The sequence below is a fragment of the Dyadobacter sp. CY326 genome (assembly GCF_021390515.1).
GTDB lineage: Bacteria > Bacteroidota > Bacteroidia > Cytophagales > Spirosomataceae > Dyadobacter.
In genome coordinates this window covers 24,629-39,065 of the sequence record NZ_JAJUXI010000007.1, presented here as the reverse complement: position 1 = coordinate 39,065, position 14,437 = coordinate 24,629, and the positions used below count along the sequence as shown (strand labels likewise).

At 46.0% G+C, this 14,437-nt stretch carries 10 protein-coding genes; all 10 read right to left on the bottom strand.

Features of this window, described 5'->3' with window-relative positions; translation table 11 throughout:
* Positions 1-6 precede the first annotated feature (6 nt).
* The 10 genes from LZG73_RS14910 to LZG73_RS14865 all read right to left on the bottom strand — a co-directional run bounded on the left by LZG73_RS14910 (position 7) and on the right by LZG73_RS14865 (position 14,395).
* Positions 7-1,335, bottom strand: a complete 1,329-nt coding sequence (locus LZG73_RS14910; protein WP_233851152.1) for a flippase — start codon at positions 1,333-1,335, stop codon at positions 7-9.
* A gap of 11 nt (positions 1,336-1,346) precedes the next feature.
* Positions 1,347-1,937 carry a serine O-acetyltransferase gene (locus LZG73_RS14905; protein ID WP_233851150.1) on the bottom strand — a complete coding sequence of 197 codons (591 nt, stop codon included), beginning with the start codon at positions 1,935-1,937 and terminating at the stop codon, positions 1,347-1,349.
* Between the two features lie 41 nt (positions 1,938-1,978).
* Entirely contained in the window at positions 1,979-4,342 is a 2,364-nt protein-coding gene (locus tag LZG73_RS14900) for a tyrosine-protein kinase family protein (protein ID WP_233851148.1), read from the bottom strand.
* Between the two features lie 7 nt (positions 4,343-4,349).
* On the bottom strand, positions 4,350-5,126 hold the full coding sequence (locus LZG73_RS14895) for a polysaccharide biosynthesis/export family protein (RefSeq protein WP_233851139.1): 777 nt from the start codon (positions 5,124-5,126) through the stop codon (positions 4,350-4,352).
* Between the two features lie 300 nt (positions 5,127-5,426).
* The gene (locus LZG73_RS14890) at positions 5,427-6,329 is read right to left on the bottom strand and encodes a bestrophin family protein (protein WP_233851129.1); all 903 of its coding nucleotides are present in this window, start codon (positions 6,327-6,329) and stop codon (positions 5,427-5,429) included.
* 94 nt (positions 6,330-6,423) lie between these two features.
* Positions 6,424-9,591, bottom strand: coding sequence for an efflux RND transporter permease subunit (locus LZG73_RS14885; protein ID WP_233851127.1), 3,168 nt, complete (start codon positions 9,589-9,591; stop codon positions 6,424-6,426).
* Between the two features lie 36 nt (positions 9,592-9,627).
* Positions 9,628-10,734 (bottom strand): efflux RND transporter periplasmic adaptor subunit, encoded by a 1,107-nt coding sequence (locus tag LZG73_RS14880; protein ID WP_233851125.1) that lies wholly within the window; start codon positions 10,732-10,734, stop codon positions 9,628-9,630.
* A 51-nt stretch (positions 10,735-10,785) separates the two neighbouring features.
* Positions 10,786-12,147 carry a TolC family protein gene (locus tag LZG73_RS14875; RefSeq protein ID WP_233851123.1) on the bottom strand — a complete coding sequence of 454 codons (1,362 nt, stop codon included), beginning with the start codon at positions 12,145-12,147 and terminating at the stop codon, positions 10,786-10,788.
* Between the two features lie 302 nt (positions 12,148-12,449).
* A complete protein-coding gene (locus tag LZG73_RS14870) occupies positions 12,450-14,153 on the bottom strand; it encodes a sodium:solute symporter (RefSeq protein ID WP_233851121.1) in 1,704 nt (567 codons plus the stop codon).
* Entirely contained in the window at positions 14,150-14,395 is a 246-nt protein-coding gene (locus tag LZG73_RS14865) for a hypothetical protein (RefSeq protein ID WP_233851119.1), read from the bottom strand. Before LZG73_RS14865 ends, LZG73_RS14870 begins: the two co-directional genes overlap by 4 nt.
* Positions 14,396-14,437: the final 42 nt, after the last annotated feature.

Here is a 14,437-nt window from a genome sequence, read left to right as displayed (position 1 = left end):
TGAGGTTTATCTTACAAATAGTTTGGATTTGATCGGAGCGAGATATTCTTTGAAGCTGGACGGCGTGAAATAGCTCAGATTGATGGGGTTAATCCCTTGTCTGCGCAAAACCAGATACATGCTCAGCAGAATGAAAACTTCGGTCATCAGCCAGTTAAATGAAGTGCCTATATAGCCCCATTCCTTGATCATGAATATGTTGAAGGAAATGCTCAGCAATGATCCCAGCGCAGTAATCCGAAGGAAATATTTATCCATGCCCAGGTTCAGCATGATCTGGATCCCAAACACATTGCTCAGCGCAATGATGAGCGGAATGAGAGACAGGATTTGGAAAACAGGAATCGCCGCATCAAACTTGTGGCCATAAAAAAGGCTGATGATGATCGGTCCCAGAACGATCATTCCAAGTGTTGCAGCGCCCGTGAACAGAACAATGAGCGGGATGATTTTTTGAGCCACGCGCAGACCTTGCTGGCGATCTTCACCAAATGCTTTTCCAATAAAAGGATAAAGCGCCTGCGTAAGCGGCAATGTCAGCACCGATTGCGCGATGATGATCAAACGCTGGCCAGCCGTGTAATAGCCCGTCTGCTCCGCAGTTTGATACAAACCTAAAATGAATGTGTTCGTAGTTGTGTACAAATTGACAACGACCAGTGAGAAAAAGATCGTTCGTTCCTCCCAGATCACTTGAAGGCATCTTTTCAAGGGCACGTGTAGGAATTTGATCTTGTAACGCTTTATGGCCCAGGCGAATGCACTCAGACCGACAAGGGTTTGAATAAGTCCGAAAAGCAGTGGCTGCCAAATATAATCGTCACTCTTTTGAATGACCATTAAAATGGCGATCGTGAAAAGTATCTTGCTTAAAAGGTTGAAAATGGCCACTTTGGAAAGGTCCTGCATGGCTTGGAACAGCCAGTTTTGCGTGAAAACGGTGCTAATGCAAAGCACATAGGAGAAAATCATCACAGTCCGATCTACTTGCAGGCGCGGAACCGTGTAAACCAAAGTTAGGAATACGCAAGTTGAAAGCGCCAAAAGCAGCAGCTGCGTGAAGAAAACCTCGCTGAAAACCTTATTCCTGTTTGCTTCGTTGGTTGGATCTTTGGCAATTTTTCTGGTCGCCGTCAGGTCGAATCCGTAGCTGATGAGCAAGGTAAAATAGGCGATGAATGCCGCTGCGAAATTGATGACGCCGAACTTTTCAGGCCCGATAATGCGCGAGATAACCGGAACCGAAATCAACGGCATTCCGTAATTGGCAATCTGAACCAGCGTAAGCGAAAGAATATTGCGCGTTAACCGTTTCTGAGAATCCGCTTTGTTCACTTTAATAGATTTTAATTATATAATTCAACATTGCGAACAGACTTCCCATTGATCTTGATGACCCTGGCTGCATAGCCGACCACTGTGGCGTTTTCAGGAACATCTTTCACCACCACTGCATTGGCGCCTACAACAGAATTACTGCCAATGGTCACATTACCAAGCACTTTGGCGCCCGCGTAAATGGTGACGTTGTCCTTAATGGTCGGACTGTCTGTTGAATTGGTAAACCCGATTGTAACTTGTTGATTGATCCAGCAGTTTTTCCCGATAGACTCTGCATTGATAATGGTGCTGAATCCGTGCTGGATAAAAAGTCCTTCACCAATGACCGGCGTGTGGATGTAAAGCGTGGAGAGCTCGGGACATAAAAATTTGAAAAAGTAACGGATGAAGCCTACGCGGTAATAAAACAGGTTCCTGAACTCCGGATAGAATGAAAGCAGATAAACAAATCCGTAGGTTTTGCCGTAATCCTGGCCAAAGACTTCCAGCCATCTTTTAGCATCTGCATGAATTGCTTTCTTATTTCCATGCATATGAAACAGCACAATGTGCGGAATGCAGCGGACGAAGTTGAATAGAACGAAGAGGGATCTCACAGCTTGATTATTATGGAGGGTTGAGTAATGGCTTTTTTGGTTTAGAACCGGCTTCCAAAGTCGCTGAACATAAAGTCAAGCGGCTTGGTCTTTTTTTGCATGTAATAATTGGTGTCGTATTCGTAGCCGTAACCATATTTGGCTTTTTGAATGCCGTTGAATATGATGTTGATGTTTGTCAACTGCTTTTGGATATCCAGTTCTTTGATGAAATCAAGCTCAGATTTTTGGGTGAATCCTTGACGGATCATGTACAATGTAAGGTCTGAGACTCTGGACAAGATCATCGCGTCGGGCACCAAATGAATCGGCGGGCTGTCGATAATGATGTCGTCATACATCACGCGGAGACTTTCGATCAGCTCGCTTAATGCTTTCTTTTCAAGCAGTTCAGATGGGTTGTCCACAATTTGTCCGCTTGTTATAAAATGCAGGCTAGGCTCAACCGTTGACTGCTGAATGATCTCGTTCAGCGCAATGTGGCCATTCAAAAATTCGCTGATGCCCAGATGTGATTTTGGTAAACCAAACACTTCGGCGATCTTGGGTTTGCGCATGTCAAGCTCCAAAACAATCGTTTTTCTACCTGAGTAGGCGAGAGCGACACTGAGGTTGCTGCTTACAAAGCTCTTGCCTTCACCGGGCACGCTGGATGTCACCAGTGTAACGCGGCCATATTCTTTTTTTGCGAAAAGGTGATAAAGCTTGATGCGCAGCGCCCTAAACTGCTCACTAACGGCGGTTTGAATGTTCTGGCCAATCACAATCGTGCTCTTAGCCTGATCGTAAGGAAGTTCGAGCAGGATCGGCGTTTTCAATGTGTCCGTAATGTCTTCACGCGTCATGATTTTCGAGCTCATCATGTTTCTTACGTAGATCAGTCCTGCCGGAAGGCCCAGCCCTAAAATCAATGCAGCCGCAAATGCCAAAGCGCGTTTGCTGTTTTTGGCAGGGCCAGAATAAGCCTGGTCAATGATCTGATCATTTGCCAGGGACGAGGCGTAGCTTACGGATGCTTCTTCTCTTTTTTGAAGCAGATAAGTGTACAAATTCTCTTTCGTGGCCTGCTGTCTTTTAATGCTCACATACTCACGTTCCTGCGTTGGAAGATTTCTGATCGATGATTTCACCCGTGAGTTGATAGATTCCAATTTCATGCGTGTGCTCAGCAGCGACTTTTTAATGTTGCTGACATTCTCTTTAATAGCCAGTTTTGTGGAAGCGATCTGACGGTTGATCGGGTCGAAATCAGGGTTCGTTTCGGGCGTTGTAGCCAGGAGCTTATCGCGCTGCAATTGCAGTTCGGCAAGTTTGTCAACAAGGCGGCTAAGGCCTGGCTCGGTGATGCCGAATGTGGTTGGCGTTTCGGCAGCGCTTCTTGGCGAGTTAATGTAAGATTCAATGCCTTCAATGACGCTGAGCTGCACATTCACTTCATTCAGTTTCACATCACTGGCCTGCATATTTTCCAGGTTAATCTGCGAATCCGCAGTCAGGTCAGTCATTCCGCGGCTGCTTTTATAGCCTTCAATGCCCTTTTCAGCCTGGGTAAGCTCGCCTGCAAGCGAAGCAATTCTTTGATCCAGAAAGTCAAGCGTGTTCTTGGTTTGCTGAATTTTTCCCGTTTTACCTGCCAGATTGTAATTGTAGATCAGATTGTTAAGAATGTCTTTTCCGCGCTGTGGAACCTCGTCTTCAATCGACAAGACAAGCGCAGTGGACAACTTATTGGAAAGGCCAATGCCAATTGCGCTTTGATAAGCGAGCGTAAGCTGCTCAGGATCGGCAATGATAATGTTGATCAAAGCGCCTTTGAATTTGGAAAGCGCCGCAGTCGGTTCAAGCTTCCATGAACCGAAGCTGTCAACGAATTGGTCTTTAAAAAACATCTCCTTTTCAGTGTCATCAGGCGACACGATGAAAAATGATTTGTCGTCTTTTATTTTAATGCTTACCTGTGCATTGGTGTAATCTCCGCTTGCTTTGATCAATGTTAATTTCAGCGGGCTAATGCCATAAAGATCGCGGGAAACAAATCCTTCTTTTTGTTTGTAAATAATGCCCAGATTCAGGTCCGTCACCAACTTGGCCAGCAGCTTTTTCGATTTCAGAATTTCAATCTCATTCTCAATTAATTTTGAAGAGCTGATCACATCAATCTCGCGAAGCGGGGAATTCTGAGTCGGCGTTTTTTTCTCATCCTGAATTAGAATCGTAGCCTTTACATCATAAACCGGTCTGGTCTTTTTAACGTAAAGAAACAGCAGCGCGGCTGCAATCAACAACCCGATTGCGAACAGCGGCCAATGATACAAATATCTTTTGATCACATCCGTTATCAGAACCGCCTGGTTCTTTTTGCCCGGGAGCGGAAATGCAGTAAATGGGATTTGCTGAGTATTCATGTAATTTTTACCGGTAAATGTTTGAAAGAACGATGGCGATGATGGAAAGCCCGGAAAGTATCAAGGTTGTTACGCGATAGCCGCGATCCACAGTGGCATATTTCGTGCGGTCAGGCTGCACATATATTTCATCGTTATTCTTCAAATAGTAATAAGGAGACTCAAACAGATTTTTGGAAGTAAGGTCGATTGGGATGAAGTTTCGCTTGCCGTCCTGTTCTCTTACGAGCAGAATGTTGGTGCGCATCGCGGTAATGTTCAGGTCACCTGCTAAGCTCAGCGCCTGCGTTATCGTGGTGCGCTCGTTTTGTAATCTGTACACATCCGGGCGGGCTACATCGCCGAATACAGCAACTTTAAAATTCAGAATGCGAATGTTAACAACAGGGTCTTTGTAGTAAGTGAGAAGCGTCTGGGTGAGGCTCTCGCGCAGCTGCGAAGTGGTTAATCCCGAGACTTTCAAATTGCCGATCAGCGGAAGGTTTATTTCACCCTTTTCATCAACCAAATAGCCATTTACAGGGCTGTCTGTGGGTTGATCCATGCTTGGACCGTTTGCGCGGTTGAGATTGTAGTTGAAAATCGCAGACGATTCGGGGTTGCGGCTATTGACATTGATGCCTAAAAGATCCGATTTTTGAATGGTTACCGGAGAGAAATTGGCAACATCCTGCTGCAAAGCGGCCGTGCGGTTCAGATCCTGAAAATATGGAATGTGCTTATAAGATCCGCAAGAGGTCAGGAAGAGTAGGGTAATGATGCCAGCGGCATTTCTGATAGTCATGGGGTTGAGTATTGTACTGTCTATTGAGTCTGATTGATGATGATTGCTCATCGTAACTGGTATCAAACTTAGTACAACTGGCTCTGCCCATTAACATTTTTGGGGCTACCTACTGGATTCGCGGGGTAAGCGTGGTAAAACTGGGGTTCTTCGAAAAATGATACTTTTGGCGGCCGCTTTGGACGAAAGCAAGTGGCGAAAGGTATTCAAAATTGCCTTTTCGCAAGCCGTAAATTGCCAGAAGCAACTTAAAGTTACATCTAACTTATTGATAATCAATATTTAAGTCAAAATCCTCACTTACATTACTACGCCGCTTTTAGGTAAGATCTTTTCAGGAATTTTGGGCGCATTGATGAGCTCTAATAAATTGATTTCAATGGTTCTGGACAGGGATGTCATTGGGATGTCGTTGGGGCCATTCTCGAATGGGTTTTGCATTACATAGGCGATCCATTCAACGTAAAAAAACAGAAACGAAATGATGAATGTGATTGGAATTGCGATCCGGCCAATGCTCTCTACAAGGCCCATGGGCAGCACCAATGTGAAAATGAAAATGACAAGGACGACGAAAAAGCTGTATTGGGTGGGAAAAATCGTGTTTTTAATCCGTTCACATTTGCCCATTGCATCACAAAGCCGCTGCAAGGTTTGGTCAATATTCTGATAAAGCAGCGTTTCCATCTTTTGCTGCTCGTGCAGCTCGGCAAATTTAAACTGTATCAGATTTAAGATCGCGTTGGGAATGTTGTCCTGGCTGGCGACATAATTGTGCTCGTCTGATGTCAAATGTAGATCGGCATAAACGAGGACCTGACCTTTTCTGAGCGAATTTGTAAGGGCATAACACCAGGCAATCTGCAAATGGGCGATGTTGGATACGATAAAATCCTTCTCTTCTTTCGGGGCATTAATAAATGAAACCGATTGTCTGACCAATGTTCGGCTGTCGTTAACGATTTCTCCCCAAACCTTCCGGGCTTCCCACCATCGGTCATAGGCGGAGTTGGTCCGGAAACCCAGCAGCAGCGAAAGCGCAGTTCCAAGAATGGTGATAATGGAAATAGGAAAAGATAAGAAGTCCCATTGTTTGAAAGCAAAAAGATAAAACACCAGTGTGGCATAGCCTGTTACGGCCAAAAGTCCGGGCCAGATGCCTCCTAACAAGCGCCAAATTGAAAATACTTGCTTTACATACATAATTAGGAGCGTGTTTTGTTTTTTGAAAAGGTAACAAAAAAACACCCCGCAGAGCTAAATTTTCTGCGGGGTGCATTTATTAATGTGATTCAAACTAAGCTATTTCGGCTGCCGGGGCGTCGGGTCGGTTGTCTTGATGTTTCTTCTTGCCCATTGCGATTTTCTCAATGGCCACGAAGAGAACCGGGACTACGAAGATCGCAAGCGAGGTCGCCGCAAGCATACCGCCGAACACGGTCCAGCCAATTGTTTTACGTGATTCGGCTGCCGCGCCACTCGCAAATGCAAGCGGAAGCACACCCAGAATAAAGGCCAAAGAAGTCATGATAATGGGCCTCAAACGCAATTGAACCGCTTCCAATGTTGCTGCCACCAGCTCCATGCCGCCATCCACACGCTCCTTGGCAAACTCGACAATCAATATCGCATTCTTGGCCGCAAGACCAATCAATGTGATCAAACCGATCTGCGCGTAAATGTTATTGGACAAATTAGGCAGGAAGGTCAGCGTCAAAATGGATCCGAATGCACCAATTGGAACGGCGAAAAGAACCGAGAACGGAATGGACCAGCTTTCGTAAAGCGCTGCAAGAAAGAGGAATACAAAGACAATGGAGATGGCAAAAATCGTCGTCGTGCTGTCTCCCGCTTTGATCTCCTCGCTACTCATACCCGAGAATTCATAACTGTAACCGGCAGGGAGCGTCTGCGCAACTTCACGCAACGCATTGATTGCCTGCCCGCTACTAAAACCGGGCTTAGGCGTTCCGTTGATCTCTACCGAACGATAAATGTTATAGTGGGAGATCAATGCAGGGTTTTCAACCACTTTGGAAGTGACCAGCGAACTGAGCGGGATCATGTTTCCTTCACGGTTGCGGACGTAAAATTGCTGGATTTTTTCCAATGACGAGCGGAAACTGCTGTCTGCCTGCACCATAACGCGGAAGTTACGTCCGTAAAGGTTGAAGTCGTTTACATAACTGCTTCCCAGCAATGTTGACAGGGAGCTGAAAACATCATTAACCTGCACGCCCAGCTTTTTGGTCTTGTCACGATCTACATCGATCTGGTAACTTGGCGTTCTGGCGTTGAAGAATGTGTAAGCCATTGCAATTTCAGGTCGCTTGTTGACGGCTCCGAGGAAGTTGCGCATGACGGCTTCAAACTGCTGGATGTTATCCGTGCTGGTCGACTGTTGCAGCTGGAAGGTAAACCCGGAAGTTGAGCCCAAACCTGGAATGGCGGGCGGCGCAATGGCCAGCACGCGCGCTTCCTTAATGTCGCCAGTGCGTTTTTGGATCTCTTTAATTACAGCCTGCACGTGATGTTCAGCTCCTTTCCGATCAGCCCACGGTTTCAAGTTGACAAACATGGTGCCGACATTGGATTTATTGGAAAAACTGATAATGTTCAACCCTGCAAGTCCACCGACAACACGAACCTCGGGTATGGACGATACGCGTTGCATAATGTCTTTGATCATGGCAACGTTACGCGTCGTCGAAGTCGCTTCCTGCATTTCATAGGTCACAAAAAGACGTCCTTCATCTTCAACGGGAATGAAACCGGAAGGTTTGTTTTTGAAAAGGAAAAACAGACCTACGAAGAGACAAACCATCATTACCAACACCAATGGCGTTGCTTTGATCCATTTTGAAACTCCCCGCGTATAACCACGTGACAGTCGGTCAAACCAACTATTAAAACGGTCGAAGAATTTTTCAAGCCAATTCTTTTTCTCGTCAGCGCCTTTGGTAGGCTTCAACATGATCGAGCACAAAGCAGGCGTCAATGAAAGCGCAACAAATGCCGAAAGCAACACAGAAACGGCAATCGTGATGGCAAACTGCTGATAAAGTCGCCCTACAATACCGGGCACAAAACTCACCGGCACAAACACAGCCGCCAAAATCAATGCAATCGCAATTACAGGACCTGAAATGTCTTTCATCGCCTGAACCGTTGCGTCCTTGGGCGACATTTTTTTATCATCAATATAATGCTGCACGGCTTCCACCACAACAATCGCGTCATCGACAACTATACCAATGGCAAGCACGAATGCGAAGAGCGTCAATGTGTTGATTGTAAAACCAAACGGGATGAAGAAGATGAATGTCCCAATCAATGAAACCGGAATCGCCAGAATCGGGATTAATGTCGCGCGCCAGTTTTGCAAAAACAAAAACACAACGATCACCACCAGGATCATCGCTTCCGCAAATGTGTGAAGCACTTCCTCAATAGAAACTTTTACAACCGTGGCTGTTTCCGTCGGAATTACATAATCAAGATCTTTCGGAAAGGTCTTTTTCATTTCTGTCAAAGCCTTGATCACACCATCGTATGTTGCAAGTGCATTCGCACCGGGCGCCTGATAAATTAAGACGAACGCAGCTGGCTTGCCGCTTACAAATGCATTGATCCCATAATCAAACTTACCGAGCTCAACGCGGGCAACATCTTTCAAATAAACAACGCTTCCTTCGGCAGGTGACGACCTTACAATGATGTCTTCGAATTGCTCTTTCGTAGTCAAACGGCTGTTTGTCAACACGCTATATTCAAAACTTTGCTGATTGGGCTGCGGCGTTCCACCGATGGTTCCGGCTGCAACCTGTAAATTTTGCTCTGCAAGCGCCGCAGAAATGTCGGAAGGTGTCATGCGTAAATTGGCAAGCTTTTCAGGATTCAGCCAAATCCGCATACCAAAGTCATCCGCGCGTGAAATGATATCACCAACGCCTTTTACGCGTTGCAAGGCATCTTTCAAATAAATGTTCGCATAGTTACCAATGAACTGCGCGTCATGTGATCCATTTGGTGAGTACAATGCAAGCGCGATCATGATACTCGGTTGACGCTTTCTTACAGTCAATCCAAGCCGTTTTACAGCATCCGGCAATGTTGGCTCGGCCACACTTACACGGTTCTGCACGTCAAGGGCAGCAATGTTCACGTCCGTTCCCACATCAAATGTTACGTTGATGCTGCTTTGCCCGCTGCTCGTGGAGTTACTGGACATGTAAGTCATGCCCGGCGTTCCGTTGATCTGCGTCTCAATAGGAGTGGTCGTGGTCTGCTCGACGGTCTGGGCGTCGGCACCGGTGAAGTTACCGCTTACTGTTACAGTAGGCGGCGTTACGTCGGGATATTGCGCCACGGGAAGCGTGGTTAAGGCAATTAAGCCGACAAGTACCAGCACAACGGATGCGACAATCGCTGTGACAGGCCTTTTTATGAAAATATCTGCAATCATTTTTACTGGATTATATTATGCTAAAAGAGAAAGGAATTACTTACCGTCTTGAATAACAGCTCCTTCTCTCAGGTTTTGCACGCCTTCAACGGCGATTTTTTCACCTTCTTTAAGACCTTCTTTCACAATGATATTGGCTCCAATTGCGGTTCCGAGGACGACGCGACGCTGGCTAACTTTGCTGCTATCGCCTGCCACGTAAACGAAGAATTCACCAAGCTGCTCTGTAACAGCCTTGTTTGGAATAACCACTGACTTGGCTGCTGCATTATTAAGCACCCGAACCGTGGCGCTCATGCCTGAGCGGAGGCTGTTGTTTTTATTAGGGAAAACAAGTCTGGTTTTGATTGTTCCCGTCTGCGGATCAACGGCTCTGTCGATCAATGCAATTTTTCCAATCGCCGGATAAATGTCCGAGCCGAACTTCAATGTGAAAGTTGAATCAGCAGCTTTTGCATTTTTCATCAACTCCGAAAAACGGTAAATCTCTTTTTGATCTACATTGAAATCAACCGCAAGCTGCGTGTCCGTGGAAACCGTGTTCAAAACGGTCTGTCCCGCCGAAACGGCTGCTCCGACTTTTACCATTGAAATGCCAATAATCCCGTCAAACGGGGCAGTTACTTTGGTATAATTCACACTCGTCTGAACGGCTCTGATGTTTGCCTTTGCAGCATCCGATTGTCTTTTTGCAACTTCAAGTGCCGCATCGGCATTGTCGACAAGCTGCTTGGCAACGGCGTCATTTTTTTCAAGTTCGTGATAACGGTCAGCATCCTTTTGAGCACGCGCCAGATTCGCTTCCTGCACATTCAGGTTGGCAACGGCCTGGTCGTAATTGGCGCTGTAAAGCTGTGCATCGATGGAGTAGAGGAGTTGTCCTTTTCTCACGCGCGCGCCATCCTTGAAATGGATGCCGGTTACAAAGCCGGTCACCTGCGGGCGAAGCTCGATTTCGTTGAGCGCGGTGATGGTTGCAGGATATTCGTCGAAATAAGCCGCGTCAGATGTTTTCACTTCCACAAGCGTTACGGGCACAGCAGGGGGCGCAGTGGGCTGTTGCTGTTCTTCTTTCTTTCCGCAGGAGCTTAATATGCTCAAACACAAGGCTGCGATGTAATATGGTTTGTTATTCAAGAACATAATAGGGTAATTTTTCAATTTGATATCGTAATACAGGAATGCGCTGCGCTGTTAGTAATTCATCTGCCCCAAGGCTCGCTGAACATCTATTTTGCTGGCCAAAACCTGATATAATGCATTGTAGTAATTGATTCTTGCCAGTCTCAGGTCAGTTTCGGAAGTCACAACTTCCAGGTAAGTCTTAATGCCCGACTTGTATTGCAGTTGCAGCACGTCGTACACTTCGCGCGCGAGGTCCATATTTTCTTTTTGGGCCAAGAGATTTGTCAAATTCCCTTTATAACCTGCCAGCGCCTGCGCATATTCCGAATTCACATTCAGCTGCAAACCTTTAATGTCCCAATCCAGTCGCTTGATCTGCCATTCGGCCGCTTTTGTATTGGCCTTTCGTCTTCCCCCCTGATAAATCGGCAAAGACAACGTGAGCAGGCCAAAAGAGTTGGGGTAATTTTTGCTGTAAAGATCCGTGAATTGATTGTTCTGAAAGTTCAGGTTATAAGCTCCATTTAAGGAAATATTGGGCAAATAGCTCCATTTGTTGTATTGCAATGTTGCCTCAGCCAGATTTTTCTGTGTTGTCAAAAGCTGATATTCAATCCGCGTGTTCAGATCGACTGTTTGCAATGTGTCCAATGCAATTTCCCGCTCCATTTGCAGGGTGTCGTAGCTTATTTGCAGGGCTTGATTGGCCGGATAACCCATTAGCGATTTTAGATATTCGAGTTTTGCTTTCAAAAGCTCCTCGTTGCTTTTCCTGTTTGCCTTGGTGTTATTAAGCGAGATCATGGCGCGCTTGAAGTCAATCTTATCAGCGATTCCTGATTTATACTGATTTTCAGCATCTTTCAAACTTCTTTCCAATCGCGCAATGTCCTCATCTGCAACGTCAATTTGCTGAGAAGTGGCCAGCACATCATAAAAAGCCTTCGAAACATTAACCGCAATGTCGGTCTTATTATAAGATGTGTTTTGACTCGCCTGCAATTGAACGTCTCTCTTGGTCTGGTTTGCCAAAAGCACATCGCGGTTGAAAATCTGCTGTGAGAGCGTAAACTGCGCAGCTGAAACATTGCTAACCCCCAGCTTCACGGGATTGCCGGCGATAATGCTGGTCTGCACAATGAAGTTGTGCTGCAAGTTGTAATTAAAATTGATTTGTGGATACCAGTCAGCAAGCCTGCTTCTGATCTGATTTTCCGTGATGCGCTCGTCAATGAGGGACTGTTGAATGACGGGCTGGTTTTTGATGGCATAGTCGACAACGGCTTGCAATGTTGCCTGCTCCAATAGGGGCGCTTCTTTGGAACTTTCCTGAATGGCCTGAGAGAAAATAGGGCAAAAAGAACTAAGTGAAAGCAGTGCCGAGCTAAGCGCCAAACGCATTGTTTTTTGTGGCTTAGACCAAAACTTCATGTAATTTTTATTTATGGATAAAAAATGAAACGCGCTGCAAGAGCAGCATGAGTTTGTAAAAATTGTAAACAAACGGTGACATATATAATCCGGCTGTTCATCGCGAGGGTTGCTGGATTGCATTTATTAAGGATTTAAACCGCGGAATAGTTTCACATTGGAAGCTAAAAAATGCAGTAATCCACTCACTTTCTTTTAATAGTCAAATTTTTAACAGGAATTATGCCGAACAAGCTGAATGTAACCGCATTAGGCACCGATTGTAATATTCGTGTAACCGCTGATTTGTTGAAAAGCGAGCTTTATAATACGGCCGCGGAAGAATTTGGCTGCGGCCAGATTTTTTCAATGATCCAGGCAAACAAAATGACCAGCACACAACCGATCAAATTTAGCCATAAAAAAGCTGTGAGATCGAGCCAATAACTGATAATAACAAAAAATTCACCGACAATGCTGGCGAAAAATACAGCCCTGCTGCCGATTTTTGGAAAATAGAATGCCACCAGAAAAATGCCCAGAATGACTCCGTAAAACAGAGAACCAAGAATGTTAACAGCCTCGATCATGCTGCCCAATCGAGATGCATATTGCGCTACAGCAATACAGAACACTCCCCAGAAAAATGTTGCCCAGCGCGAGGCAGCAACATAATTGAGCGAGTCATCATCCTTGCGCACCATGCGCTTGTAAATGTCAACTATCGTGCAGGAAGCCAGCGAGTTATAAGCCGAGGCGACAGATCCCATAGAAGCAAGCAAGATGACAGCAATGAGCAATCCAACCATTCCGACGGGCAAATAATCGATCACAAACCGCAGGAAGATATAATTTACATCATTGATCTCCGCTCCGTTGGCTTTGGACAGGACCGTTTCTGCTTGCTTGCGAACGTCTTTAACCTGATTTTCGATGCCGGCCAGCGTTGTCCGTGACTGTTCGATCGCCTGCTGATTGTCGGTTTTCAATGCGCGCGTGAGCTCCATAACATGCGGATGCTTGGCAGCCTGAATGGCGTCATGCTTGTTTTCCAGAGCTTTGTATTCAGCTGCATATTGCGTTGTCCGGACTTTTTCCACCGCTGTTTTATTAAAAAACAAAGGCGGATTGGTAAATTGATAGAACGCAAAAACCAGCACACCCACCAACAAGATCAGAAACTGCATTGGGATTTTTAGCAAACCATTCATTGCGAGGCCGAGCTTACTCTGACCTTGTGAGCTGCCGGTCAGAAAGCGACCAACCTGCGACTGATCCGTTCCAAAATAGGAGAGTTGGAGAAAAAAGCCGCCTATCAGTCCAGACCATACGTTGTAACGGTTATTCAAATCGAATGTAAAATCAATGAGATTGATCTTGCCCATTTTACCCGCGACATGCAATGCGTCCGTGAATGAAACGTCGTTTGGCAAAAATCTTACAACCATCACGCCCGCAACGATCATCCCGACGGTTATAATGCCCATTTGCTGCAAATGCGTGTGCGACACCGCGCGACTGCCGCCAGCAATGGTATACAACATGACAATGCCTCCGGAAATGATGTTGGTCCACGTAATGTCCCACCCAAGAATGGCAGAAAGAATGAGCGATGGTGCGTATATGGAAAGTCCGGTGGAAAGCCCTCTTTGCAAAAGGAATAGAAAAGAGGTGAGTCCACGTGTGCGCAGGTCGAAGCGGCCTTCCAGGAATTCATAGGCCGTAAATATTTTGAGCTGACCGAATTTTGGCACGAATGTCACGCACAATACCACCATGGCCAAAGGCAATCCAAAGTAAAACTGCACAAAGCGCATGCCGTCCGTGTAGGCTTGTCCGGGAGCTGACAAAAAAGTAATGGCGCTCGCCTGCGTAGCCATGAGCGAAAGGGTTACGTGATACCAGGGAAGCGATTGTCCCGCCAGTAAAAACGAGTCCATGGTGTGCTTTTCGCGGCTGCGATAAATTCCGTAAACGACAACAAAGATGAGGGTAAGCGAAAGTACAATCCAGTCCAGCGAGCTCATTGAAAGTGGGTCATGAATAAATAGAAGAGGACGATCAGCAAAAAGAGCGTCCCAATCAGCATTATATAAAGCTGTCTCCAACTGCTTACAAATGGTGGCAGCCCATCACGGTCTCGCAGGACCCGGTCCTGCGGGCTATTTTCTTTCTTGCTCATGCGCAGCTGTGTCGGGAGTTCAGGATTATAGTGGCCGGATATTGTACCACCGGTAAAAATAGAACGGTTTTTACATTGTTTTAGCATAAAGTATGAAATTTGGGACAGACGGCCAGTCCATTCGCCGTT

Excerpts from the sequence above, each read along its gene's own strand:
- LZG73_RS14900 (WP_233851148.1), bottom strand. The coding sequence starts at position 4,342 with ATGAATACTCAGCAAATCCCATTTACTGCATTTCCGCTCCCGGGCAAA.
- LZG73_RS14895 (WP_233851139.1), bottom strand. The coding sequence starts at position 5,126 with ATGACTATCAGAAATGCCGCTGGCATCATTACCCTACTCTTCCTGACC.
- LZG73_RS14890 (WP_233851129.1), bottom strand. The coding sequence starts at position 6,329 with ATGTATGTAAAGCAAGTATTTTCAATTTGGCGCTTGTTAGGAGGCATC.
- LZG73_RS14885 (WP_233851127.1), bottom strand. The coding sequence starts at position 9,591 with ATGATTGCAGATATTTTCATAAAAAGGCCTGTCACAGCGATTGTCGCA.
- LZG73_RS14880 (WP_233851125.1), bottom strand. The coding sequence starts at position 10,734 with ATGTTCTTGAATAACAAACCATATTACATCGCAGCCTTGTGTTTGAGC.
- LZG73_RS14875 (WP_233851123.1), bottom strand. The coding sequence starts at position 12,147 with ATGAAGTTTTGGTCTAAGCCACAAAAAACAATGCGTTTGGCGCTTAGC.
- LZG73_RS14870 (WP_233851121.1), bottom strand. The coding sequence starts at position 14,153 with ATGAGCTCGCTGGACTGGATTGTACTTTCGCTTACCCTCATCTTTGTT.
- LZG73_RS14865 (WP_233851119.1), bottom strand. The coding sequence starts at position 14,395 with ATGCTAAAACAATGTAAAAACCGTTCTATTTTTACCGGTGGTACAATA.